Raw genomic sequence first — 24,399 nt, forward strand, 5'->3', positions numbered from 1 at the left:
GGTTACTCCCCGAGGCTGAGATGGATGTTGAGCTTGTCGTCCACCTGCGCAACGGCCCCGGCGGGGATCGCGAAGGTCGTGTCTTCCTGCGAGACGATGCAGGGCCCCGCGAATTGCGCGCCGGGTGGCAGCGACGCGCGGTCATAAAGCGCAATCTCCTGCCACTCGCCGATATAGACCGGCACATGGCGCAGAGCCGCCGTGCTGACCTCTGCGATCTCGCTCAGCTCGGGCTTTTGCCCCGCGCCCACCGCCGAGAGCCTCAGATTCACGATCTCGATCTGGCCGTCGGGATCGGAGAAATCGTAGATCCGCGCATGGGTCTCGTGGAAAGCCTGTGCAAATCCGGGCAGGTCCGAGAGGTGATCGGGCGCAATTGCGACCTCGATTTCATAGCTTTGGCCGGAATAGCGCATATCGGCCGAAAGCCGCAGATCGATGGCCCCATTATGGCCCTGTGCCGCCAGCCAGTCGCGCCCCTCTCGCGAGAGAGCCTGAAACTGTGCCTGGAGGTCCGGCAGCCGCGCGGCCTCCAAGGGCGCAAAGACCGTTCGGATGAAATCGCCCTTCAGATCCGCGACGAGCCCGCCCAGTGCCGAGACGACGCCGGGCCTACGCGATGCGATCACGCGCGGCATGCCGAGCTCGCGCGCCAAGAAGGCGCCCAGCATCGGGCCACCCCCGCCGAATGGCATCAACGCGAATTCGCGCAGATCCACACCCGCGCGCGAGGAGAGTTTCTCGACCTCGACGAACATTTCCGACACGGCGATATCGAGGATCGCCTGCGCGGTTTCCTCAGCGCTCCGGCCCAGCTGGTCAGCCAGCTCTTGGACCGCCGCGCGCGCCAGCTCGACATCCATGCGCAGCTGACCGTAGGCCATCTCGCTATGACCAAGCCAACCGCAGACCGCCATCGCATCGGTGACCGTCGCGCGGGTTCCGCCACGACTGTAACAGGCGGGGCCCGGCGTCGATCCGGCGCTTTCGGGACCAACGCGCAAGACGCCCTGCGCATCGACGCTCGCGATAGAGCCGCCGCCGATCCCGATCGAGCTGACCGAGACCGAAGGGATATGCAGCGGGAACTCCCCGACCAGTTCATCCGAGCCGAACTGCACTTCGCCATCGATGATCAAGGCGAAATCAGCCGAGGTGCCGCCAATATCGAGGGTCAGGATGCGGCTTTCGCCCGCCTGCCGCGCAAGCCAAGCAGCCCCCGTCACCCCCGAGGCGGTCCCCGAGAGCAGCATCGACACGCAGTCGCGCCGCCCCTCGGAGGCGGTCATCACACCGCCATTCGACTTCGTCAGCATCGCGCGGGCGGGCACGTTGCGCAGTGCCAGACGCGCCTCGAGCGCTTCGAGATAGCCCGACACACGCGGATGCACATAGCCATTGAGGAGAGCGGTCGAACTGCGCTCATATTCGCGGATCACCGGCCAGACCTCGGCGGAGGTGAACACGAAGAGATTTGGCGCGATGGCCTCGATCTGGGCGCGGATCGCGATCTCTTGGCCCGGATCGCGCCAGGCATGCAGCAGCGCGATGACAATCCCTTCGGCCCCCGCGGCGCGCGCCTGCGCCACAGCGTCGGCCACGGCTTCGGGGGGCGGATCGCGGCGCTGACCATCGACACGCATCCGGGCAGGCAACCCAAAGATCCGGTCACGCGGCACAAGCGGTTCGGGGCGATGGCAGAACAGCGAATACATGTCTGGCATCCGCAGCCGCGCCAGCTCGATCACATCCTCGAACCCGGCATTGGTGAACAGCGCAAGCTGCGCGCCCTTGCGTTGGATGATCGTGTTGATGCCAACTGTCGTGCCATGCACGAAGCGGCTGATCAGCGCAGGATCCAGAGTCTCGCGCTCGGCCAAAAGATCCAATCCGGCTCCCAACTCTGCACCCGGATCCTCCGGCGTGGTCAGAACCTTGAGCGAGACGATGCGGCCCGAACGCACTTCGAGCGCGCAGAAGTCCATAAATGTGCCGCCAATATCGACACCGATCTTCCAGTCCTCAGCGGGGAGGTTTCCGTCCATGACACGCGCCTTTCCTTTTCCGTTGCCCTAATCGAGCAGGGAAAGCCGGCGGGGTCCAAGTCGGATGACGCGCCACGCCATAAGCGCGACTTATGCGATTGTGCAGGAGGCCCGGATTTGCGCCCGCATCAACTCTTCGGCGCGCGACAGGGTCTTGCCTTTCAGCGTCAAAAGCGAAAGCGGCAGGGTCGGGCCATGGGCCAGCGGGCGATTGACCAAGCCGTCGAACTGGTCCCAAGGCAAGAGCGCGTCGACGACCGCAACACCCAGCCCGGCCTGCACGAAGCCCACCGCCGAGATTGAACTGTCGATCTCCAATTCCGGCGCGAACTGAAGCCCCGCGCGCCGCCATGCTCGGTCGAGCTTTTCCCAAGGCCGGGTCGCTGAGCGGTAAGAAATTAGCTGTTCGCCCTCAAGCTGCTCCATCGTGACCTGATCTTTTCGTGAGAGCGGATGGTCCTTCGGCATTAGGCAACAAAAGCCGGTATATCCCAAAATCTCGAGGTCGATATCGGGCGGGAAACGATCCGACAATCCCAGCACAAGCGAGGCATCGCCCTCGCGCAGCATCACCAAAAGCGCGGCCAGCGGCGCCACACCCGAGCGCACGGCAATATCGGGATGCCGCGCCCGAAATGTCGCCAAAGCCTGCGGCAACAGTGACATCGCGGGCGGGGTGGAGCTGGCCACGCGCACGAGCCCTGCCCGCCCCAGACGCAGATCAGCGGTCTTGCGGCGCAACCCCTCGAGCTCGCCAAAAATGCGCTCCGCCTCTGGGAATAATTCCTGCGCCTCGGGGGTCGGGCGCAGCCGCCCCTTCTCGCGCTCGAACAGGGCAAATCCCAGATCATCTTCGGTATGGCGCAGCACCTGACTGAGCGCAGGCTGCGAGATGTTGAGCATCCGCGCCGCCTCCGTCACGGTTCCAGCCCGCATCACGGCGGTGAAAACTTCGAGTTGTCGCGCGCGCATCCTGCGCTCCATAGGCTTTACTTATGACCCTCGCTGATACCCGACTTTGACGGCTGCGCGCAAGCTTGCAAGGGTGAGGCACAAGAAAAGGGTAAGCGAATGGATGCAATCGTGCTCGGCGGCGGGTTGATGGGATCGGCCACCAGTTTCTTTCTCGCGCGGCGCGGCCTGCGAGTGCGCCTCATTGAGCGCGCAGCGATCGGGGCCGGGGCGACCGTGGCCTCTTTTGGCAATATTCGCCGCACCGGCAGGTATCTGCCGCAGATGCCGCTGGCGCATCGCTCGCTCGCGCTCTGGAGCCAGCTGCACCGCCTTCTGGACTGCGACGTGGAGTTTCGCGCGACCGGGCATCTGCGGCTGATCTTCGACACCGAAGCGCTGGCGCAGATGCGGCAGTTTCAGTTCGAGGCACAGAATTGGGGGCTTGAGATTGACGAGCTGACCCCCGCCGATATCCGACGTCGGTTTCCGGGTCTCGGGCCCGATGCCATCGCGGCCAGTTTCTCGCCGATGGATGGCTCGGCCAATCCACGGCTGATGGGCACGGCTTTTGCCACAGCCGCACAGCGTCTGGGCGCAGAGATCACCGACCGGGCCGGGCCGACCACGGTCACGGCCAGTCCTTCGGGCTTTCACGTGACCTGCGACAAGGGGCAGTTCAGCGCGCCGATCCTGATCAACTGTGCAGGCGCCGGCGGGCGGGCAATCGCTGCGCAATTTGGCGAGGATGTTCCGCTCAGCGTGCACGGCCCGCAAATGGGCGTCACCGAGCCGCTGCCGCATCGCATCGTGCCGGTTGTCGGGATGTGGGGCGCGGATGGTGCCTATCTGCGGCAGGTCGAGCGCGGCAATATCGTCTTTGGCGGCGGCGTCAAACGCACCGATGTCGGGCCAGACGGGTTCGCGCGCGTCGATCCCGCACGGCTTGAACCGCAACTGCGTCAGCTTGTGCGCCTGCTGCCGCAGCTGCGCAATGTCGCGATCTTGCGCCAATGGTCGGGGGCGGAAGGCTATCTGGCCGACACTCTGCCGGTCATGGGCGCATCGGGCACGACCGCGGGTCTGTTTCACGCCTTCGGCTTTTGCGGCCACGGCTTCCAGCTCGGCCCCGGCGTCGGCGACACGATGGCCGAGCTGGTCGCGACCGGGCGCTCCGAGACGCCCCTCGCACCGTTCAGCATAACCCGTTTCGCAAGTCGTCCGTGATGCGCTCAGAACTCCGCGATCTTGCCCCATTGGCTTTTCTCGAACCGCGCCAGCCGGTATTGCGCGACCGATGTGAGTGGCGCGCGGCCCAGCACCAGATCCGCAACCAGATGCCCGACGCCGGGACCGATCCCGAAGCCATGTCCGGACAGCCCCGCTGCCAGCGTGGCGCCCGGCAGGCCGATATCGCTGTCGATCACCGGGACGCCATCGGGCGTGCTGTCGATATAGCCCGCCCATGTCGCTTGCACGGGCAACTCCCGCAGCGCAGGCATCAGCGCGCGCGCCGCAGACAGTGTCTTTGCGATCAGCGCCTTCGAGGGGACAGGGTCGAGGATGCGCACGCGCTCCATCGGGGTCTCTTTGTCGAGCGCCCAGTGACGGCGCGTCTCGAACCCTGCGCGCCAAGCCTGCAACCCGCCCGGACGCAACACCCGCCAGCGTTTCAGGGCCATCGGTGCGAAATGCCGTGCCTCTTTGAGCGCGCCGGGCGTCAGATCAAGCGTCCCGCTCCCCGAGATCGCCATGGTGAACGCCCCGTCCGTCCGCCGCGTCACGGAGGCCCCTTTGGTGTGCAACGCGGGTGGCACCTCTGCCGCCGCGCCCGGCCCGACCGACAGGATCGAGCTGCGCACCGCGCTTTGCGGAAAGCGAATGCCGCGCTGATGCAGGAAGCTCGAGGCCCACGCGCCCCCGGCCATCACGACTTGGCGGGTGCGGATCGGACCGGCCTCGGTGACGACCGCGCTCACATGCCCGGCTTCCAGCTCAAGCCCGCGCGCTGCGCAGTTTTGCAAGACCACGCCGCCATGCTGCATCACGCCTTTCGCAATCAGCGGCGCGGCGCGTGCGGGATCGGCGGTGCCGTCGCTGGGCGACCACACACCGCCAGCCCAGCCTTTGCCGGTCGCCGCGCCGCGTGCACTTGCCTCGGGGGCGCTCAGCATCCGCGTGTCGACCCCCTCGCCGCGCGCGAAACGGCCCCATTTCGCCCAGCCCTCGATCTCGGCCTCATCATTGGAGAGATAGAGCAGACCGCATCTGCGAAAGCCCAGATCCTCACCGATATCGCGGCTCATCTCTTCCCACAGGCGCAGGCTTTCGGTGGAGAGCGGCAATTCGCGGGAATCGCGGTTTTGCTGGCGGCACCAGCCCCAGTTGCGCGAGGATTGCTCCGCCCCAATGCGTCCTTTTTCCAGCAGCACGACCTTCTGCCCGGCCCGCGCAAGCCAATAGGCCGCGCTGACCCCGACGACACCGCCGCCGATCACGACGCAATCGGCCTGTGCGGGAAGGGTGGAATGTGTTTCAATATGCATCAAGGGCGCGGGCATAGGGCCTCCGTTATCACGTTTTCTCTTGCCTACCACCCGCTCCGTAACCGCATCTGCCAAACTTATCTGCCGCGCAGCATTTCCTTCCGAATGCGATTGACACAACGGATGCAATGGACTTTTCAATTCAGCGTCCGAAGACTGGGGGAACCCTGCCAATGACCACCGCCTACAAGCTCGATCGGATCGATCTGAAGATCTTGACCGAATTGCAACGCAACGGTCGGATCACGAATGTCGAACTGGCCGATAAGGTCGCCTTGTCGCCCTCGCCTTGCCTGATGCGGGTCAAAAAGCTGCAACAGGCGGGCTATATCACCGGCTATGCGGCCCAGATCAACGTGGCCCGCTTGGGCGAGACGCTCACGGTGTTCACCGAATTCACCCTCAAAAATCACCGTCAGATCGACTTCGCCCGCTTTCAGGAGGCGCTGGAGCGCACCGAAAGCTGCGTCGAATGCCACCTCGTCTCGGGCGGCTACGACTATCTGGCGAAATTCGTCTGCGCGTCGATCTCGGATTACCAGACCATCATGGAGGCGCTGATCGATCGCCAAGACGTGGGCATCGACAAATACTTCAGCTTCGTCGTGATGAAGACCCCGTTCGAGCGCAATTCGCTGCCGATCAGCCTGCTCTTTGACGACAAGATCTGATCACCGCCCTCTTAGCGATTGGCAAAGCGGGCGATGAGTTCGGGATCTTGTTCCAGCCCATCGAGCCAGCCGGGGTCGAGCTTCGGGACGGACGAAATCAACAGCCGGGAATAGGGATGGGTCGCGTCGCTTGCCATCTTATCCGCAGCCATGCGTTCAACGACCTCGCCCTTATACATCACCAAGACATCATCGCAGATCGCCTCAACCGTCGAGAGATCGTGACTGATAAACAGGTAGCTCAGCTTCAATTCGCGCTGCAGCTCTTTCATCAGCTCGATCACCGCAGCCCCCACGACGGTATCCAGCGCCGAGGTGATCTCGTCGCACAGGATCAGGCGTGGCTCTGCGGCAAGCGCACGGGCTAGATTGACGCGTTGCTTTTGTCCGCCCGAGAGTTCACCGGGAAGCCGATAGCGCAGGGTCGCTGGAAGTCGGACCATATCGAGCAACTCGATCACCCGCGTCTCGGCCTGCGCGCCCTTCATCCCGTGATAAAAGGCGAGCGGGCGCGACAGGATCGCGCCGATCGACTGGGCGGGATTGAGCGCGGTATCGGCCAGCTGAAACACGATCTGCGTTTGGCGCAAATCCTCCTTGCGCCGCTTGGCCAGCTCCGGCGGCATTTGGTGGCCATCAATCAGAACGTCCCCGCGATAGGCAGGCAGGATCCCTGCGATTGCACGCGCCAGCGTCGATTTGCCCGAGCCGCTCTCACCGATCACGCCCAGATTGCGCCCTTCCATCAAAGAGAAATCAATGTTGCGCAACACCTTCGCCATGGGTTCGCCATTGCGCTTAGGCCCATAGCCTGCCCACAGGTTCTGCACTTTGAGGATCGGCGTTTTCTCCGCGCGCGCCGAGATCGGCAAGGCTTCGTGGCGCACCGGCTCGAAGGCGGCGAGAAGCTCTTTGGTGTAGGGATGTTCGGGCGCATCGAGGATCATCTGGGTCTCGCCGACTTCTTGGATCTCGCCACCTTTCAGAACAACGATCCGATCCGCGATCTGGGCCACCACGGCAAGGTCGTGGCTGACATAGATGCCCGCGATATTGCCCAGCTCCATCACGGAGCGGAACGCGCGCAGCACCTCGATCTGGGTCGTGACGTCAAGCGCGGTCGTCGGCTCGTCGAAGATCACGAGCTTTGGGTCGCCGATCAGCGCCATCGCCGCTGCAAGCCGCTGCAACTGCCCGCCCGATACCTGATGAGGAAAGCGGCTGCCGATCGTGTCGGGATCAGGCAGCTTGAGCGCCCGGAACAGCTCGACCGCCTTCGCCTCGGCCTTTGCCTTGGGCATCAGCTTATGGATCGCCGAGATTTCGATCACCTGATCGAGGATGCGTTTGGAGGGGTTGAAGGCCGCCGCTGCAGATTGCGGCACGTAGGAGACATCGACACCGCGCAGCGCGGCGCGGGCCCTTTCGGACATCTGCGCCACATCGCGGCCTGCGATCTCAATCTCACCGCCGCGAATTTCGCATCCCGTGCGGGCATGCCCCATCATCGACAGCGCAATCGTGGTCTTGCCCGAGCCGCTCTCTCCGATCAGTGCGACGATCTCTCCGGGGGCGATATCGAAACTCACGCCTTTGATGATCTCGACGCTGCGACCGGAATCGGTGGTCGCGCCGATCTTCAGGTCGCGCACCCGCACCAGCGGATCTGTCTGCGAAAGCTCTTTCATACGCTCAGCTCCTGTCGCGGATTTTGGTGGGCAGATTGTCGATGAACAGGTTCACCGAAATTGTCAGCGAGGCGATTGCGATACAGGGGAAAATGATCGCAGGAGCGCCAAGGCTGAGCCCCTCGACATTCTCGCGCACCAGCGCGCCCCAATCGGCATTGGGCGGCTGCACCCCGAGCCCAAGGAAGGACAGACCCGACAGGACCAGCACGATAAAGACAAACCGCAGCCCGAGATCGGCCAAGACCGGGCCAAGGATGTTCGGAAAGATCTCGCGCAGGATCAGATAGGGGGTCTTTTCGCCGCGGGCACGTGCGACCGTCACGAAATCCATCGTGTTCACATTGACGGCGAGCGCACGCGCGAAACGATACGATCCGGGAAGATAGATCGCCGCGAGAGTCAGCACGAGCACCGGGATGGACGAGCCCACCGCCGCAACCGCGACAAGACCGAACAGCAGCGAGGGAATGCCGTTGAACGCATCGAGGAGCCGCGAGAGGATCATGTCGAACAGGCCGCCCGCCACGGCTGCGATCATCCCGAGGATCACCCCGCCGGTACAGGCGAGAAAGACCGAGGCCAGCGCGATCCCCACCGTGTAGCGCGCGCCCATCAGCACCCGGCTGAAGACGTCATGACCCAGGTAATCAAGCCCCATCCAATGCTCGGCGGAAACGGGCGTGAAGATGTCGTAAGATGCGATCTGGCCGGGTGGATAGGGTTCGATCAGCGGTCCGAAAATCGCGATCAAACCCCAGAAGATTATCACGGCGAGCCCGGCGCGGCCCACCTTGTTGAAGGCATAGCCGTGATGCGCGTGAGAGATCAGCAAGAGCGGGTTGGATAAGGTTTTCATCAATGGCGCAGCCTCGGATTGGAGAGGATGGCGATCAGGTCAGCAAGCGTGATCAGCGACAGGTAACTGACGCAGAAGATCATCGCGCAGGACTGGATCAGCGGCAAATCCCGGGTCGAGACCGCATCGACCATCAATTTGGCCACGCCGGGATAGTTGAAAATCGTCTCGACGATGATGACACCGCCCACGAGATAGCTCAGCGAGAGCGCAATCGCATTCGCGATCGGCCCAAGCGCATTGGGCAGCGCGTGGCCCAGAACCATGCGGCGGCGCGACGCGCCCTTGAGCAAGGCCATCTCGACATAGGGCGTGTTGATCGTCTCGATCACGGCGGCGCGGGTCATCCGGATCATCTGCGCCGAGATCACGAAGGACAATGTGATCACCGGCATCGCATAGGCTTTCAAAAGCGCGGTGAACGAGCTGGTATCGGCCCCGTAGCTGAGTGCTGGCAGCCAGCCCAGCCAGACCGCGAACACGAGCACCGACAGGGTCGCGACAAGAAATTCCGGCACCGAGATCAGAGAAATCGTCAGGGTCGAGATTACCCGGTCGAAAATCGAGCCGCGCCACATCGCCGCCGCGATCCCCATCAGCAACGAGATCGGCACCGAGACCACCGTGGTCACGCCTGCCAGTTTCAGCGAGTTGATGAGACGGTCCCCGATCAGCTGTGCGACGGGCATCTTGTTGACGTAAGACGTCCCCAGATCACCATGCACGAGCCCCGCCAGCCAGCCGAAGAAGCGCAAGATCGCGGGTTCATCGAGACCCATCGCATGTCGCAGCCCCGCCACGGCTTCAGGCGTCGCGGCCTGCCCCAGCAGGATTTGCGCAACGTCGCCAGGCAAAAGCTCGGTGGCGAAGAACACGGCGAATGACACGATCAGCAAGGTCAGAAGGGCAATCCCCAGACGTTGCAGGACGAGAAACCAAAGCGTAAGTGATCCGGGCAATAGGCACCTCAAAGATTGAAGGTGAAGGCAGGGCTACCAGCGACCGCCGCACCAGATCTCGGTACGGCTGCGCCTTTGCGGCATCGCCCGGCCCCGAAGCTGGGGCCGGGGACAACCTATCAGCTCTCGAGCCAGACGTGGCGGGCGAAGTCATAGCCCATCATCCCGCCCAGCGGGTTCGGCTTGAGCCCGCCGACCTTGTCCGACAGCGCGTCCACGTTGGAGATGTAGACGGGGATCGCGGTGCCCGCCTCATTGGCGACCATCTCTTGCATCTCCCAGTACATCTGGGTCCGCTTACTATCGTCAAGCGCCCCGCGTGCCTCGGCCAGCATCTTGTCGAACTTGGCGGATTTGTACTGGCTCTCGTTCCAAGGTGCATCCGAGGCATAAAGCAGCGAGAAGAGAATATCCGGCGTCGGGCGCGGGTTGATATTGCCGAAATGCACCGGCGCCTTAAGCCAGTAATTCGACCAGTACCCGTCCGAAGGCACGCGATCGATCTTGAACTTCATGCCGATCTGATCCCCGGCCTGCTGCACGATCGTCGCCATATCGACAGAGGAGGTCGCGGCGTCAGAGGCCACGATCGGGATCTCGGTTCCCAGCACACCGGCCTTCTCAAACAGCGCCTTGGCCTTCTCGGGATCAAATTCACGCGCCTTCAGATTTGGATTGTGATAGCGATCCGCCGGGGAAATCGGTTGATCATTGGCGATCTCGGCCAGACCGCGGAACACCGATTTCTGAATCGCTTCGCGGTTGAGCAGATATTTCATCCCCTCGACAAAGCCCGCTTTGTCACCGGGGTTCAGATCGAGGCGCATATTGAGGTTGGTATAGTTGCCCGAGGTGCTGACTGAAGTCACGACCTTGGGGTCGCTCTTGAGGATCCGCATCGAGCGCGGATTGACCGAGGCTGCAAGCTGGATATCGCCCGACATCAGCGCATTGACCCGCGCATTATTGTCCGTGATTGCGAAGAACTCGAAACTGTCGAGATAGGGCCGGTTCTCTTTCCAGTAGTTGGGGTTCTTAGTGGCGAGGGATTTCACGCCCGGCTCAAAGGTCTCGCAGATGAAGGCACCGGTCCCGTTGCCTTTCGAGAAATCTGTCGTGCCTTCCGCCACGATCATGAAGTGATGCAGCGACAGGATCGTGGGCAAGTCGGCATTGGGTTGATCGAGCACGATCTTGACCGTCTTGTCGTCGACCTTCGATATCTCGGTCATCTGCTTGGCAATCGAGTTCACCTTCGAACCGACCGCCGGATCCAGATGCCGCTTGAGCGAGAAGACAACGTCGTCGGCCCCAAACGCCTTGCCATCATGGAAGGTGACACCCTCGCGCAGCTTGATCTGCCACGTCTGCGCGTCATCGGTTGCAAGCTCGGTGGCAAGTTCGTTTTCCACATTGCCTGTTTCATTGAGGAAGGTGAGCCGGTCGTAGAAAGCGCAGCAGCGCACATAATCGGTCGAGAGCGAGGCCTGCGCCGGATCGAGCGTGTCAGCCGTTGAGGACGACCAGCCCGCCGCACGCAGGTTGCCGCCCGATTTGGGCGTCGCAGCGACGGCGCGGTCTGCGCGCATCAAAAGCGACCCGCCAGCCGCGGCCCCCACACCCGATGCCATCAGCATCTTGAGCAGTTCCCGGCGCGTGGCGCCGCGACGGATCGCATTTTCGACCATCGCATCATCTTGGCCGGACCAGTTCATCGGTATCTTCTTCATGACAAGTCTCCATGTTGGCTTATGTGACTGCTGGGAGATCTTTCGTCGCCCTTCAGTTTCGTTCGTATTCAAGTTTCGGCAAAAGCACGATCTGCGGCGTCCGCCAGCTCCATCAGGCTATGGAAATGATAGTCGGGCTTGGTGAAGGCCTTCGGCGCGATCGTTCCGCCATAGCCGCTCTGCGCGTGGCGGCGCTCGATCCAGGCGTTGGTCATGCCGAGTTCGCGCGAGATCCCAATATCATGATATTGGCTTTGGGCCGTGTGCAGGATCGTCTCGGGGGCACCGCCCTGCTGTGCCACATGGGCGAACACTTGATGAAAGAAGGCCGGGTCCGGTTTCTCGGTGCCGGTGTCATCCGTCGTGAACCCCGCCCAGAACGGAAAGCCCAGCTTGGCCTCGTATTTCTCGAACGCCCAGCGGCGCGCATTGGTCATCGCGATCAGCTTGTAATGCCGCTCGAGCCGCGCCAGAGCGTCGACGCTGTCAGAGAAAGGCTCTGCCTCGCCCACGATATCGATCATAAGACGACGGTTGTCCGGCGTATCGGGCAGCCCGGTTGCGGCTGCAATCGCGCCAAAGCAGCGCCCGAGATCATCTGGAAAGCGCAAGGCTTGGGGTTGATAGCGCGCCTCGCGATAGACCGAGAGCGCCGCTTCAAAATCAATTTCTTGTCCTGCCGCCTGCGCGATCTGGCCAAGCCCTGCTTTGATCGCGCCTTCGAAATCGATCAGAGTGCCGACCACATCGAATGTCAGATACGCGGCCCGGGTCAGGGATAGGGGCAGTGTGGCAGTCGTCATCGTCGCAGGTCCTTGTGTTGATCACAGCGATCAGTTTACGGCTTTGGTCATCTCAGCTTCGCTCAATGCCTGCAGCTGCATGAGATCATTCTCTATAGCTACGACGGCATTTTCTCCTCTATTGCCCCGCTCCACAGCACATCTGACGCCATATCTCGGCGGGTTCAGTAGCCACGCTGCCGATCAACCTGACCTGGAACATCGATTCCGGCCTCCAATGCGGCGATGACATCCAGCGCATGACGCGCGCCTTCCTGCGCGTTGGTCTCAGCCCCGATATGGGGCGTCACGATCACCCGCGGGTCGCGCCATGCCCAATGCGTCTCGGGCAGCGGCTCGGGGTCGGTCACGTCCAGCATGGCACTCGCAATCTGCCCGTTCTCAAGCGCCGCACGCAGGTCATCAAGCACAAGTTGCGCGCCCCGTCCTGCCTGCACGAGCTTTGCACCGACAGGCAGATGCGACAGGAAATCGGCGTCGATCATACCACGCGTCTCTTCGGTCAGCGGTGCGAGGCAGATCAACAGATCGGTCTGGGCAAGAAACTCCGCCTGACGTGACGCATCAAAGATCTGCACCCCCGCGACCGCCTGCCCCGAGCGCGACAGCCCCGCCACTGGAAAACCCAGCGTGCCAAGGCTTTGCGCCACCAGACGCCCGATCCGTCCCATGCCAAGAATGCCGACCCGGCAGGTTGCGCTTTGCGCGACCGGATGGCCCTTCCAAGCCCCCGCGCCCGCCTGCGCGAGGTAGCGCGGCATATCGCGATGCAACATCAGGCTAGCCATCACCACCCAGTCGCGCACCATCTCCTCGATCCCGGGGGCTACGGCGCGGACAAGCGCGACACCGGGAGGAAGTGCGGGCATCTGATCGACGCCCGCCCCGGCCGAGATAACCGCGCGCAGATTGGGATAGCGCGCCATGTCTTCGGGTGGTTTCCAGCACGCGATCTCGGTGATCGCCGCCGGGTCGCGCACCTGTGCCTCGCCCCAGATCAGGGGGCGACCAGCGGCATCAAACGCCTCGGCCCATGCATCGGCGCGTGCTTTCGGCGAGATCAACAGCAACGCCATCAGGCAAGCACCGCACGAATCTCAGGATCTTCCAAGGTCAGATCCAGCACGCGGCGGGTGCGCTCGACGATCATGTCGATCTCTTCCTCAGTGCAGCAGAGCGGCGGCGCATATCCGAAAATGCCCTGCGCGAAGGAGCGGATGATCAGCCCCTGCTCCCATGCGCGATCAAACAGCCGCGTCGCGGGCTGCAGCTCGGCGGGGAGCGGCGTCTTCTTCTCTTTATCCGTGACCAGTTCGACCGCCGCCAGCATACCGCGCCCGCGCACATCGCCCACAAGGGGATGATCGCGCAGCCCGTCGAGACCGGCCAACAGCCGCTGCCCCATTTTCACGCCATTCTCCAGCAGCCCGCCCTCGTACAGCTTGAGCACCTCCAGCGCGACCGCCGCCGAGACCGGATGGCCCGAATAGGTGAAGCCGTGACCGACAGCTTTGGCCCCTGCCCCCTCCGCGATCGTCTGATAGACATGCTCGGTCATGAAGACCGCGCCCATCGGGGCATAGCCCGAGGTGAGCCCCTTCGCCGTCGTCATCAGATCGGGGACGATCTCTTCATCGGCACAGGCGAAAAGCGGGCCGCAGCGGCCAAATCCGGTGATCACCTCATCGGCCACGAAGAGCACGCCATAGTCCGAACAGACCGCGCGCATCGCCTTGACCCAGCCCTTGGGCGGCACGAGCACCCCGCCCGACCCTTGGATCGGCTCAAGGTAAAAGGCCGCGACCCGTTCGGGGCCGATTGCCTCGATCTTGGCGCGCAGCTCGGCCACCGACGCGTCGATAATCGCCTGATCGCCCTGAATCGGGTTGCGATAGACGTAATGCGAGGAAATCTTGTGCTGCCACGGATAGGGCAGACCGAAGCCTTCATGGAAGGCGCTCAATGCGGTCAGACCCGCGCCCAGCGTGGACGAGCCGTGATAGCCGCTTTCGACCGAGATGAACTGATCGCGCTCGGGCTGGCCCTTGGCGTGCCAGTAATAGCGCACGAAGCGGATCGTGCTATCGACCGAGTCCGATCCGCCAAGCGCGAAATAGACATGGTTGAGATCGCCGGGCGAACGGTCCGCGAGCTCTGCTGCCAGCCGGATCGGCGCCTCGGTGCCGAGATCGAAATAGCCCGTGGCATAGGGCAGTTTGCGCATTTGCGCAGCGGCGGCCTCGACCACGCTTTCATGGCCATAGCCCGCATTCACGCACCAAAGCCCGGCAAACCCGTCAATCAGCTCATGGCCCTGCGCGTCTGTGACCCGCGCGCCTTTCGCGCTTTCCAGCAGACGGACACCGCGCGCTTCATGGCCGTGGAAGGACGAGACCGGGTGCACCAGATGGCGACGATCAAGTTCGACGAGAGAATTCGTGAGCATGGGAAACTCCATTCAACCTAGCGCCTGAGACGCCAATGCGTAGCTACGATAAGAGGCGGCCGGAGCCGCGGGTTTGGGATGGCGGATCATCGCAATGCCGCCACCTGCGGGTGCCAGCCCCAAGGATTGCGCGCGCGGGCGCAAGGCTGTCGCTGTGTCGGGCAGATCGATGCGCAGGAACCGACCCTCGCAGATCCGGGCCGCCTTGATGAGAAGGGCCTCTGCGGCCTCATCGCTCTCTGCCACGATCGGCCCCAGCACCGTCCCGCGTCCGAAATCACGCAGACAGGCGTAGCCGCCCTCAGTGCACAGCAAGGTGCCGCGCGCGAAGATCCGCTCGAGAAGTGCACGACGCTGCGCCCCGAAGGCTGCGTGATCCGCCGCGACGAAAGCCTCGAAATCCGCAGCCCCGCCGCGCCGCACGGCAGGCAAAGCGTCCGCGTGCGCCTCAGCGGCCTGCGCAGTCCCTTGATGCTGAAACACTTCACCCGTCGCCGTAAAGCCCAGATTTTCATAAAGCGGCAATCCATCCGCAGTCGCGCATAGCCGCTGCTCGCAGCCCTGCGCGCGCGCCAGCACGTCTTGCATCAGCCGACGGCCAAAGCCCTGCCCGCGCAGGCTCTGTGCCACGATGATCAGGTTGATTGCGGCCACATCGTCAAACCGCGTGGCCAGCGCCGTGCCCACGACCTCACCGTCGCGCAGGGCCACGACCCCGTCGGAGACCTCCAGCGACATCTGCCAATCTTCCAGCCGATGCGGCCAGCCCGCCTGCCGGGACAAGACAAGCGCCCCCTCAAGATGGTCTGCGCGAAAATCTGAAAGCTCGGTTACGATCACGTTCGTCATAAAAAGTTCCTGCATGCTTCGTTGACCAGACGATAGGCCGAGGCGCGCGGCATGATGCGCCAGATCCCGCCGCGCGACCCTCAAGATCGACCTGAGTGCAGCGGGCCTACAGCAGATCATGCTGCGCTGACCACCCGGCCCAGCGCCTCGACCATAGCTTGCGCTGCGGCCAGCTCGGCGCGGGTGATATATTCCTCGGGACGATGCGCACGCGCAATATCGCCGGGGCCGCAGATGATCGCCGGGATGCCCGCCTGCTGAAACAGCCCCGCCTCGGTGCCGTAGGAGACAGCGCCAAGCGGGGTGGAGCCGCTAAGCTGCGCGGCCAGCTCTGCCAGCGGATGATCGGCGGCCAAGGCCAGCGCCGGGTAGCTGGCCAGCCACTCGGCCTCGATGCCCGCCGTCTGGGTCAGAGGGGCCAATAGCGCGCGCGGATCGACCCCTGCGATGGCGCGCGCCTCAATCCGGGCTTCGGCCTGTTCGGGCACGATATTGAGCGCCTGACCGCCTTCGATCACACCGATCTGCAAGGAAGAATGCGGCGGCGTGAACCGCGCATCGCACGCCCCCTGCGCCAGCTCCTCGGCCAGATCGCGCGCCTGCATCAGCGCCGGGATCAGCGCGTGAATGGCGTTGGTGCCAAGGTCGGGACGCGACGAATGCGCAGCCACCCCGCGCGCGATCAGGCGCAGCGCGGCTTTTCCCTTATGAGCCAGAACCGGCACCATGCCTGAAGGCTCGCCGACGATGCAGCCAAGCGGGGGCGCGCAGAGATCGGGCAGCTTGGCCAGCATATGCGGAACACCTTGGCAGCCCAGCTCCTCGTCATACGACAGTGCGATGTGGATCGGGGCACGCAGGGGCATCTGCGCCAGCGCGGGGAGTGCTGCGAGAACCGCTGCGTCGAACCCTTTCATATCGCAGGCCCCGCGCCCGATCAGCCGATCTCCCTCCCGGCGCAGCACGAACGGATCGGCCTTCCATTCCGGCTCGCCCGCGGGGACGACATCGACATGACCCGACAGAATATAGCCGGGCACGGTCGGATCCCCCAAAGTGGCAAACAGATTCTGCCGGTCGCCCTCGGGACCGGGCAGCACATGGACCTGCGCGCCAAGATCCCGAAGATAGTCTGCCACAAAATCCATGAGGTCGAAATTCGACGTGCCAGCGACGGTCGGAAACCCGACGAGACGCTCAAGAAGCTCTTCGGCGGTCATGATGCGATCACGAAGATCTTGCGCATCGTCTCGAGCGTCTTCCAGAGCCCGCGAAATCCAGGCTTGAGCACGAAACTGTCGCCCGGCCCGAAGCGATGCGTCTCTCCGCCCTCTTCCGAGATCTCGCAACGTCCTGACAGCACATGGCAAAATTCAAAGCTTTCCCCCTTGATGGAGCGCGTCGTGCCCGGTGTCGCCTCCCAGAGCCCGGTGCGCACGTCGCCATAATGTCCCGCCTCGTTGAGAGCGCGGTCAATATCCCAAGTCTTGAACCGGGGCGCGCCTTCGATCAGCCGATCCGGGGCGGCCTCAGCTTCGCGGGGCGCGGTGTCATATGCAGTCTTTATCACAACGAGATAGGCCATGGGGTTCCTCTTGATATCCATGCGACCAGCTTGCCCCGCCTTGCCCCGCGCAAGGCACCAAACTTGGCCAGGCGCACGGCAGGCCATGCCGTGTCACCAAGAACCTTCGCAATTTCCTGCGCTGAAACCGGCGGCTACGGCAGGCGCTTCTCGTCGGGCGGCGGCAGTATGAAACTCACACGATCCTCGGAGACACACATGACCTTTCGCCCTAAATTCATCACCTTCGATTGCCACGGCACGATGATCCTGTTCGACATGGCAGGTGCTGCGCGCGACTTCTATGCCGATCAGTTCACGCCCGAACAGATGAACAGCTTTATCACTGATTTCTCCGCCTATCGCCTTGATGCGGTGCTGGGCGCGTGGCGTCCCTATAAGGACATCGTCCACGAGGCGCTGGAGCGGACCTGCAAGCTGCATAACATCGCCTTCGATCCCGCGATCGCGGACAAGATCTATGACCGTGTACCAAGCTGGGGCCCGCATGCGGATGTGCCCGCAGGGCTCGCCAAGATCGCGCCGCATATTCCGCTGGTGGCGCTGACCAATTCGATGAACAGCCAAATCCCCTCGAATATCGCAAATCTCGGCGCTCCCATCGCGCATGTCTACACCGCCGAGGATGCGCAGGCCTACAAACCCCGGATGCGGCCCTTCGAATATATGCTCGATCAACTGGGCTGCGGACCGGAGGACATTTTGCATGTCTCCTCCAGCTTCCGCTACGATCTGCTGACCGCGCATGATCTCAAGATCAAGAACAAGGTCTGGGTCAATCGCGGGCACGAGCCGCGCGGTGCCGAATTCTACGGCTATACCGAGATCAAGGATATCTCCGAGCTTCCGGGCCTCGTCGGGCTTTAACCGCGGGAAGGATCACGCGATGCAAATGCAATCTTACTGGCACGCGACCTCGGACACGTTCACGGGGGCGATGCCCGTCCCCGTCGAGGGCCGCTATGATGTGGTCGTGATCGGTGGCGGCTTCACCGGCCTGAACGCCGCGCGCAAACTGGCAATGTCGGGCGTGCGCGTCGCGTTGCTTGAGGCCGCGCATATCGGTGCGGGGGGCTCGGGACGCAATGGCGGCCATCTCAACAACGGGATGGCGCATGGCTATGGCGAGGCAAAGGCGCATCTTGGCGCCTTGCGCGCAAAGGCGCTCTGGCAGGCCTATGATCGCTCGATCGACATGATCGAAGACGTGATCGCACAGGAGCGCATCGCATGTGATTTCCGCCGCTCGGGCAAGCTGAAACTTGCCTCCAAGCCCAGCCATGTCCCGGCCCTGCGCGCGAATTTCGATCTGATCCACGCGGAGGTCGATCCCGATACGTGCTTTCTCGAGCGTCAGCAACTGACGGGCGAGATCGGCTCGGACAGCTTTCACGCAGGCCTGCTCTATCGCAAATCCGCTATGATGCATATGGGCCGCTATGTGACCGGGCTTGCGCGCGCCTGTGCCAGTCACGGCGTCGATATCTGGGAGGGGGCGCCGGTCACGGGCCGCCGCAAAACCGCGACGGGTTGGGAGGTAAGCACCCCGAAGGGACGGCTGCAGGCCGAGCGCATCATCGCAGCCACCGGGGCCTATTCCAACTCGGTCAAAGATGCCCCGTTGGGCTATTTCCGAAAGCGGATCATCTCGGTCGGCTCCTTCATCATCGCGACCCGCCCGCTGACCGAGGCCGAGATCGCGCAGATCATGCCCGGCGACCGGACCTGCGTCACCTCGATGAATATCGGGAATTTTTTCCGCCTCTCCCCTGACCGGCGGCTCATCTTTGGCGGGCGGGCGCGGTTTTCGGCAAGCTCCGATCAGCGTTCGGACGCACAATCGGGCGAGATCCTGCGGGCCTCGATGGAGACCATCTTCCCGCAGCTTGCCGGAATCCAGATCGATTATTGCTGGGGCGGGCTGGTTGGAATGACCGCAGATCGCTATCCCCGCGCCGGTCAGGCCGATGGGATGATCTACGGCATGGGCTATTCCGGCCACGGTGCGCAGTTATCGACGCTGATTGGGCAGGTGCTGGCCGATCAGGCGATGGGCAACACCCAGAGCAACCCGCTGGAAGGGCTCGACTGGCCGCGCGTGCCGTTTTTGTCCGGCAAGCCATGGTTCCTGCCGCTGGTCGGTCTCTATTTTGGGTTCAAGGACCGCATTTCCTAAGATCACGCCTCTCCGCGCCACCCGCTCAGATGCGTGGCGGCGCGGAGTGACAGGCCGTTACGCTTAGCCCAGCGACTGCATCGCCATCCCGTAAGCCATCACGCCCGAGCGCGCCCGGCGCGACGCGCCAAGATGCATCTCGGTCACCGTGTCGAACATGCCCAGTCCCGAGGCCGAGAGGAAAGCCGCGATCCGTTCATTCTCCTGATGCAGATCGAAGCGCAAGAAGCTGCCCTCGTAAGACATCACGAAATGCGCGACCATTTGGATCGCCACGGCCTCATCTTCGCAGATGCAGGGCCCGATGACCCGGCCTTTCCCGAAGGGACGACAAAAGGCATAGCCGATCACCGCGCCATCGCGCTCGGCCACGATCGCCTCGGATCGCGCCAGAAAGACGCCCAATATCGTGCTGCGGTCGACCCCATGGGCCAGTCGGTCAAGTTCGGCCACCGCGGCAGTGTCGCGCGGCTCCATCGGGCGCAGCGCAACCCCCGGCACGGGGCGCGGCGCGTGGATCGGGCGGGCCTTGCCCTGATGCTGATAAATCAGGCCGTCGGGTACGAAGCCCGCCGTCTCATAAAGACGATAGCCAGATTTCGTGGCCGAGAGCCGCATGTCGCGCCCGTTGCAATCGGCCATCGTGCGGCGCAGCAGGCGCGCGCCGGTCCCCATCGCTTGCAGCCGCGGTGTCGTGACCATCATCCCCAGCATCGAGAAATCGTCGCCGCAGGGAAATTGCATGGTTGAGGCCAGCGCCCGGTCGATCTCATCGAGCGCGAGATAGCCCGCACCGACCTCAAGAAGCACCGCCAGATCGGCCTCGCGATGCGGCCAGAATACCCCGACGGTCAGCGTTTGAAGTTTCGCGATCATGCTCGTATCGATCGGCTCGATGCGCGCCTTGTAGCTGTCGACCTGCATCCAGTCCTGAGCGACTTCGAGCGTTTCGCGGCGCATGAAGGCACCAAAGCGCGTCAACGCCTCGGACGGCATCTGGGCTGCGGCACCGTCCGGCAGGCGTTGAGCCTCCGGCATGGTCGACGAACTCGTCGATTGATTATGCATGTCACCCTCTCTCTCCGTTCGTCCAACTTCGCGGTGCGGTTCTCCACATATCACCCGAAGCGGACAGGCAGAAATACTGTTTACGCTGATCCTGAGGTAGAATCTGCCAAAAGACAAAGATGAGCCTCTGCGCTCAGGCGACAAACGTGTCGCGGCGCAAACCGTGTTTTTGCATCTTGTCGTAGAGCGTCTTTCGAGACAGCCCGAGGATCTCGTAACTCGCCTTCAGGCTCCCGGTCTGCGCGGCCAGGGTCGCGGCGATAAGATCGCGCTCGATGCGGTCCATGCGTTCGGGGAGCGTCTGCCCGCTCGCGGCCTCGGCAGGTCTTTCGGTCTCCAGCCCAAGCACGAACAGCTCTGCGGCATTGCGCAGCTCGCGCGTATTGCCCGCCCAGCTTCGGTTGCCCAGCTCAATCAGCTGCTCGGGCGAGATCGCGGGTTCGGGCCAGAGCGCCTGCTGTTTTCCACCGATTTTCCCTATCAGTACCGGGACGGCGGCGAGGCCCGCGCCTTCATCGAGACCTGCGGGCAGCCCCGCCTACCCTCCTGACTAAGCCCAATTCTCAGGGCACGGCGCGCTCGCGCAGGCGTCTTACCCCGAAGGCCACAAGGAACAGGGCTGTCAGCACAAGGACAATCGTGGGCGCGGGCGCGGCATCCAGCCAGAAGGCCGCATAGGTGCCAAAGACGCCCGCCAGCAGCGCCACGGCCACCGCCACGCCCATCATCGACACGAACCGACGGGTGAGCAGGAAAGCAATGGCACCGGGCGCGATCAGATAGGCCACCGACAGGATGATGCCGACCGAGGAGAGCATCGCCACGATGGTGGCCGACAAGATCGCCAGCAGCCCGTAATGCAGCCACGCGATGCGCAACCCGATCATCCGTGCCTGCACCGGATCGAAGCTATGGGCGAGGAAGTCGCGCCACTTCACTCCGAGGATCAGCGCCACAGCGCCCGAGATCAGCCCCGCAGTCCACAGATCTTGCGCCCCTACCCCCAGCATGTTGCCAAACAGGATGTGATCGAGATGCAGCCCCGTCTCGATCTGGGTGTAGATCACGATCCCCAGCCCGAACATGCCCGAAAAGACCACCCCCATCACCGTGTCTTGCTTGATGCGCGAGTTGTCCTTGATGAACCCGGTGCCGAGCGCGCAGATCAACCCCGCGACAAAGGCCCCGAGAAGCAGCGGAATTCCTGCCATATAGGCCAGCACCACGCCGGGCAGCACGGCATGGCTTGTCGCATCGCCCATCAGCGACCAGCCCTTGAGCACGAGAAACGTGCTCAGCATCGCGGCCGCAGGGGCGATCAGCACCACGATCAGCAGGGCGTTTTGCATGAAGGGAAACTGGAACGGCACAAGCAGATCGCCCATCACGCAGCCCCCTTATCCGGATTACGGGCACGAGCGCGCGCCGCGCGCATCCCATGTTTGGGCGCGAATATCAGCGCCAGCAGAAACAGCCCCGTCTGAAGGCACACGATCACGCCGCCTGTGGCCCCGTCGAGGAAATAGCTCAGATAGGCGCCAAAAGCCGAGCTGAGCGCGCCGATGCTCACCGATAGGGCCAAGAGGCGCGGAAACCGGTCGGTGAGCAGATAGGCCGTGGCCCCCGGCGTCACCACCAGCGCGATCACCAGAAAGGCGCCGACCGTCTGCATCGCGGCGACGGTGCAGGCAGACAGAAGCGTGAAGAACACAATCTGCAAAGCCGTGACATTCAGCCCGATCGAGCGGGCATGGGCCTCGTCGAAGAAGACCGCCAGAAGGTCGCGCCATTTCGCCAGCAGCACGACAAGCGACACGCCACCGATAATCGCCAGCTGCAAGGTGTCGCTGGGCGTGATCGCAAGGATATTGCCCATCACGATGGTCTGGATCGATACGGCGACGGGATTGATCGAGACCATGAACAGCCCCAGTCCGAAAAACGAGGTGAAGATCATCCCGATCACGACATCTTCCTTGAGACCGGAGCGTTGGCGCAAGAACAGCATCGCCAGCGCCGCGAGCCCACCCGACAAGAACGCCCCGAGCGCGAAAGGCAGGCCCAGCATATAGGCCCCCGCCACGCCCGGCACGACCGAATGGCTCAGCGCATCGCCGATCAGCGACCAGCCCTTGAGCATCAGATAGGCCGAGAGAAACGCGCAGACCGCGCCCACAAGGGCAGACACCCAGATCGCGTTGGTCATATAGCCGTATTGAAAAGGCTCGAGCCAGATCATGTGCGCCCCTTGAGCGTGCGTGTGCGCGCGTCGTAGATCACCAGTGGGCGCTCATCATCCGAGAACACCTCAAGCTTGCGCGGATCCTCATCGTCATGCAGCCGCGGCCCGTCGAGCAGGAAATGCCGCAGCACACCGCCAAAAGCCGCGCGCAGATGTTCGGGCGTAAAGACCTCTTCGGTCGGGCCATGCGCCAGCACCGTGCCATTGACAAGCACCACCCGGTCGCAGAATTCCGGCACGGAACCCAGATTATGCGTGGCCACCAGCATCACCCGCCCCTCGCCGCGCAGATCGCGCAGCAACGCGATGATCTGCTCCTCGGTTTTCACATCGACGCCGGTGAAGGGCTCGTCGAGCAAGATCACCTGAGCGTCCTGCGCCAAGGCGCGCGCGAGGAAGACCCGCTTCTTCTGGCCGCCCGACAGCTCCCCGATCTGGCGGCTGCGATACGCGCTCATCCCGACGCGCTCCAGCGCCGAGGCGACCACCGCGTGATCTGCCGCCCGCGGCCTGCGGAAAAATCCCATATGGCCGTAGCGGCCCATCATCACGACCTCTTCGACGAGAACCGGGAAGGTCCAGTCGACCTCTTCGGCTTGGGGCACATAGGCCAGCGATTGCGCCTTGATCATCTCGCGCACGGGGCGGCCAAGGATCTCGATCTCGCCGGCCGAGATCGGCAAGAACCCCATCAGCGCCTTGAAGAGCGTGGATTTGCCCGCGCCGTTCACGCCGACCAGCGCGGTGATGGTGCCGCGCGGGATGGCGAAACTGGCATCGCGCAGGGCGGTATGGCCGTTGCGATAGGTGACCGTGACGCCGGTCGCACGGATGCCATCCTCGCTCATTCGCGCAGCCCCTCAAGAATGGTCTGCGAGGTCACGCGCAGCAGTTCGAGATAGCTGGGCACCGGGCCGTCGGGCGGGCTGAGACTGTCGACATACAGAACGCCGCCATAGGCCGCTCCCGTCTCGCGCGCCACCTGCCGCGCCGGCTTGTCCGAAACGGTGGATTCCGAGAACACTGCCGGGATCGCATTTTCGCGCACCGTGTCGATCACGCGGCGCACCTGCTGGGGCGTGCCCTGCGCATCCGCGTTGATCGGCCAGAGATAGGCCTCGCGCAGATCGAAATCGCGCGCCAGATAGGAAAACGCGCCCTCCGAGGTCACCAGCCAGCGGCGGTCCTCGGGCAAGGCCCGCACAGCATCGCGCAGCGGGCCGATCACCTGCGCCATCTGCGCCTTATAGGCATCCGCATTGGCGGCATAGGTCGTGGCATTGTCGGGATCAGCGGCACTCAGCGCATCGCGGATATTGTCGATATAGATCTCAGCGGAATCGAGCGCCATCCAGCCATGCGGATTGGGTTTGCCGTCATATTCGCCCCCCGAGATCGCAATCGGCGTGACCCCGTCCGAGATCGTCGCAGCCGGAACATCGCTCAGATTGGAGAAGAACTGCTCGAACCAGCGCTCAAGCCCCAGCCCGTTCCACAAGACCAGATCCGCGCCCTGCGCCTTGACCAGATCACGCGGGGTCGGTGCATAGCCATGAATTTCCGCGCCCGGCTTGGTGATCGAGACCACCTCTGCCGCGTCGCCCGCCACGTTTTGCGCCATATCGGCGATCACGGTGAACGTGGTGACGACCTTGAGCTTGTCTTGCGCAGCGCCTGCCCCTGCTGAGCCAAGCAACACGAGGCTCACGATCGCTGAAAGCCATGTTGTCCGGCCAATCATCCTGCTCTCCTTTTCGTGTTTTCTTGTGACTGCATGTAGG

At 63.3% G+C, this 24,399-nt stretch carries 23 protein-coding genes; 4 read left to right on the forward strand and 19 right to left on the reverse strand.

What is annotated here, in order from left to right; all coding sequences use genetic code 11:
- Positions 1–2: 2 nt before the first annotated feature.
- Both DL1_RS02160 and DL1_RS02165 read right to left on the reverse strand, forming a co-directional pair.
- A complete protein-coding gene (locus DL1_RS02160) occupies positions 3–2,045 on the reverse strand; it encodes a hydantoinase/oxoprolinase family protein (RefSeq protein WP_038061803.1) in 2,043 nt (680 codons plus the stop codon).
- A gap of 90 nt (positions 2,046–2,135) precedes the next feature.
- Positions 2,136–3,017: a LysR family transcriptional regulator gene (locus DL1_RS02165; RefSeq protein ID WP_038061806.1), complete on the reverse strand. Its 882-nt coding sequence runs from the start codon at positions 3,015–3,017 to the stop codon at positions 2,136–2,138.
- Positions 3,018–3,116: 99 nt separating this feature from the next.
- Here DL1_RS02165 and DL1_RS02170 point away from each other — a divergent pair, with 99 nt between their 5' ends.
- On the forward strand, positions 3,117–4,223 hold the full coding sequence (locus DL1_RS02170; RefSeq protein ID WP_038061809.1) for an NAD(P)/FAD-dependent oxidoreductase: 1,107 nt from the start codon (positions 3,117–3,119) through the stop codon (positions 4,221–4,223).
- 5 nt (positions 4,224–4,228) lie between these two features.
- Here the strand turns inward: DL1_RS02170 and DL1_RS02175 are convergent, their stop codons facing one another.
- Positions 4,229–5,557 (reverse strand): NAD(P)/FAD-dependent oxidoreductase, encoded by a 1,329-nt coding sequence (locus DL1_RS02175; RefSeq protein ID WP_038061813.1) that lies wholly within the window; start codon positions 5,555–5,557, stop codon positions 4,229–4,231.
- Positions 5,558–5,715: 158 nt separating this feature from the next.
- On the opposite strand from DL1_RS02175, the gene DL1_RS02180 reads away from it, so the two are divergent.
- Complete coding sequence (locus tag DL1_RS02180) at positions 5,716–6,213, forward strand: Lrp/AsnC family transcriptional regulator (RefSeq protein WP_038061816.1); 498 nt, start codon at positions 5,716–5,718, stop codon at positions 6,211–6,213.
- Between the two features lie 11 nt (positions 6,214–6,224).
- On the opposite strand, the gene DL1_RS02185 is transcribed toward DL1_RS02180, so the two are convergent.
- The 10 genes from DL1_RS02185 to DL1_RS02230 all read right to left on the reverse strand — a co-directional run bounded on the left by DL1_RS02185 (position 6,225) and on the right by DL1_RS02230 (position 17,132).
- Positions 6,225–7,901, reverse strand: a complete 1,677-nt coding sequence (locus tag DL1_RS02185; RefSeq protein WP_038061818.1) for an ABC transporter ATP-binding protein — start codon at positions 7,899–7,901, stop codon at positions 6,225–6,227.
- Positions 7,902–7,905: 4 nt separating this feature from the next.
- Entirely contained in the window at positions 7,906–8,760 is an 855-nt protein-coding gene (locus DL1_RS02190) for an ABC transporter permease (RefSeq protein WP_051693250.1), read from the reverse strand.
- Positions 8,760–9,719 carry an ABC transporter permease gene (locus DL1_RS02195; RefSeq protein ID WP_038061820.1) on the reverse strand — a complete coding sequence of 320 codons (960 nt, stop codon included), beginning with the start codon at positions 9,717–9,719 and terminating at the stop codon, positions 8,760–8,762. Before DL1_RS02195 ends, DL1_RS02190 begins: the two co-directional genes overlap by 1 nt.
- A 119-nt stretch (positions 9,720–9,838) precedes the next feature.
- On the reverse strand, positions 9,839–11,449 hold the full coding sequence (locus tag DL1_RS02200) for an ABC transporter substrate-binding protein (protein ID WP_038061823.1): 1,611 nt from the start codon (positions 11,447–11,449) through the stop codon (positions 9,839–9,841).
- A gap of 68 nt (positions 11,450–11,517) precedes the next feature.
- Positions 11,518–12,252 carry an HAD-IA family hydrolase gene (locus tag DL1_RS02205; RefSeq protein ID WP_038061827.1) on the reverse strand — a complete coding sequence of 245 codons (735 nt, stop codon included), beginning with the start codon at positions 12,250–12,252 and terminating at the stop codon, positions 11,518–11,520.
- A gap of 164 nt (positions 12,253–12,416) precedes the next feature.
- Positions 12,417–13,328, reverse strand: coding sequence for a 2-hydroxyacid dehydrogenase (locus tag DL1_RS02210; protein ID WP_038061830.1), 912 nt, complete (start codon positions 13,326–13,328; stop codon positions 12,417–12,419).
- Positions 13,328–14,698, reverse strand: a complete 1,371-nt coding sequence (locus DL1_RS02215; protein ID WP_038062199.1) for an aspartate aminotransferase family protein — start codon at positions 14,696–14,698, stop codon at positions 13,328–13,330. The genes DL1_RS02210 and DL1_RS02215 overlap by 1 nt, the downstream gene beginning before the upstream one ends.
- 12 nt (positions 14,699–14,710) lie before the next feature.
- Positions 14,711–15,547: a GNAT family N-acetyltransferase gene (locus DL1_RS02220; RefSeq protein ID WP_038061832.1), complete on the reverse strand. Its 837-nt coding sequence runs from the start codon at positions 15,545–15,547 to the stop codon at positions 14,711–14,713.
- A 116-nt stretch (positions 15,548–15,663) separates the two neighbouring features.
- A complete protein-coding gene (gene argE, locus DL1_RS02225) occupies positions 15,664–16,767 on the reverse strand; it encodes an acetylornithine deacetylase (protein ID WP_038061835.1) in 1,104 nt (367 codons plus the stop codon).
- Complete coding sequence (locus tag DL1_RS02230; RefSeq protein ID WP_038061838.1) at positions 16,764–17,132, reverse strand: cupin domain-containing protein; 369 nt, start codon at positions 17,130–17,132, stop codon at positions 16,764–16,766. The genes argE and DL1_RS02230 overlap by 4 nt, the downstream gene beginning before the upstream one ends.
- A gap of 198 nt (positions 17,133–17,330) precedes the next feature.
- Here DL1_RS02230 and DL1_RS02235 point away from each other — a divergent pair, with 198 nt between their 5' ends.
- Positions 17,331–17,999 carry a haloacid dehalogenase type II gene (locus DL1_RS02235; protein WP_038061841.1) on the forward strand — a complete coding sequence of 223 codons (669 nt, stop codon included), beginning with the start codon at positions 17,331–17,333 and terminating at the stop codon, positions 17,997–17,999.
- Between the two features lie 19 nt (positions 18,000–18,018).
- On the forward strand, positions 18,019–19,308 hold the full coding sequence (locus DL1_RS02240) for an NAD(P)/FAD-dependent oxidoreductase (RefSeq protein ID WP_038061844.1): 1,290 nt from the start codon (positions 18,019–18,021) through the stop codon (positions 19,306–19,308).
- Positions 19,309–19,371: 63 nt separating this feature from the next.
- Here the strand turns inward: DL1_RS02240 and DL1_RS02245 are convergent, their stop codons facing one another.
- From DL1_RS02245 to DL1_RS02270, 6 genes are all read right to left on the reverse strand, one after another.
- Entirely contained in the window at positions 19,372–20,376 is a 1,005-nt protein-coding gene (locus DL1_RS02245; RefSeq protein WP_051693251.1) for a GNAT family N-acetyltransferase, read from the reverse strand.
- Positions 20,377–20,509: 133 nt separating this feature from the next.
- Positions 20,510–20,725 carry a helix-turn-helix domain-containing protein gene (locus tag DL1_RS22005; protein WP_038061847.1) on the reverse strand — a complete coding sequence of 72 codons (216 nt, stop codon included), beginning with the start codon at positions 20,723–20,725 and terminating at the stop codon, positions 20,510–20,512.
- Between the two features lie 214 nt (positions 20,726–20,939).
- Positions 20,940–21,761: a metal ABC transporter permease gene (locus DL1_RS02255; protein ID WP_038061850.1), complete on the reverse strand. Its 822-nt coding sequence runs from the start codon at positions 21,759–21,761 to the stop codon at positions 20,940–20,942.
- On the reverse strand, positions 21,761–22,615 hold the full coding sequence (locus DL1_RS02260; RefSeq protein ID WP_038061853.1) for a metal ABC transporter permease: 855 nt from the start codon (positions 22,613–22,615) through the stop codon (positions 21,761–21,763). The genes DL1_RS02255 and DL1_RS02260 overlap by 1 nt, the downstream gene beginning before the upstream one ends.
- A complete protein-coding gene (locus tag DL1_RS02265) occupies positions 22,612–23,466 on the reverse strand; it encodes a manganese/iron ABC transporter ATP-binding protein (protein ID WP_038061856.1) in 855 nt (284 codons plus the stop codon). Before DL1_RS02265 ends, DL1_RS02260 begins: the two co-directional genes overlap by 4 nt.
- Entirely contained in the window at positions 23,463–24,359 is an 897-nt protein-coding gene (locus DL1_RS02270) for a metal ABC transporter substrate-binding protein (RefSeq protein WP_038061859.1), read from the reverse strand. The genes DL1_RS02265 and DL1_RS02270 overlap by 4 nt, the downstream gene beginning before the upstream one ends.
- Between the last annotated feature and the right edge of the window lie 40 nt (positions 24,360–24,399).

Origin of the sequence: Thioclava dalianensis (assembly GCF_000715505.1) — a bacterium.
GTDB classification, from domain to species: Bacteria; Pseudomonadota; Alphaproteobacteria; order Rhodobacterales; family Rhodobacteraceae; genus Thioclava; species Thioclava dalianensis.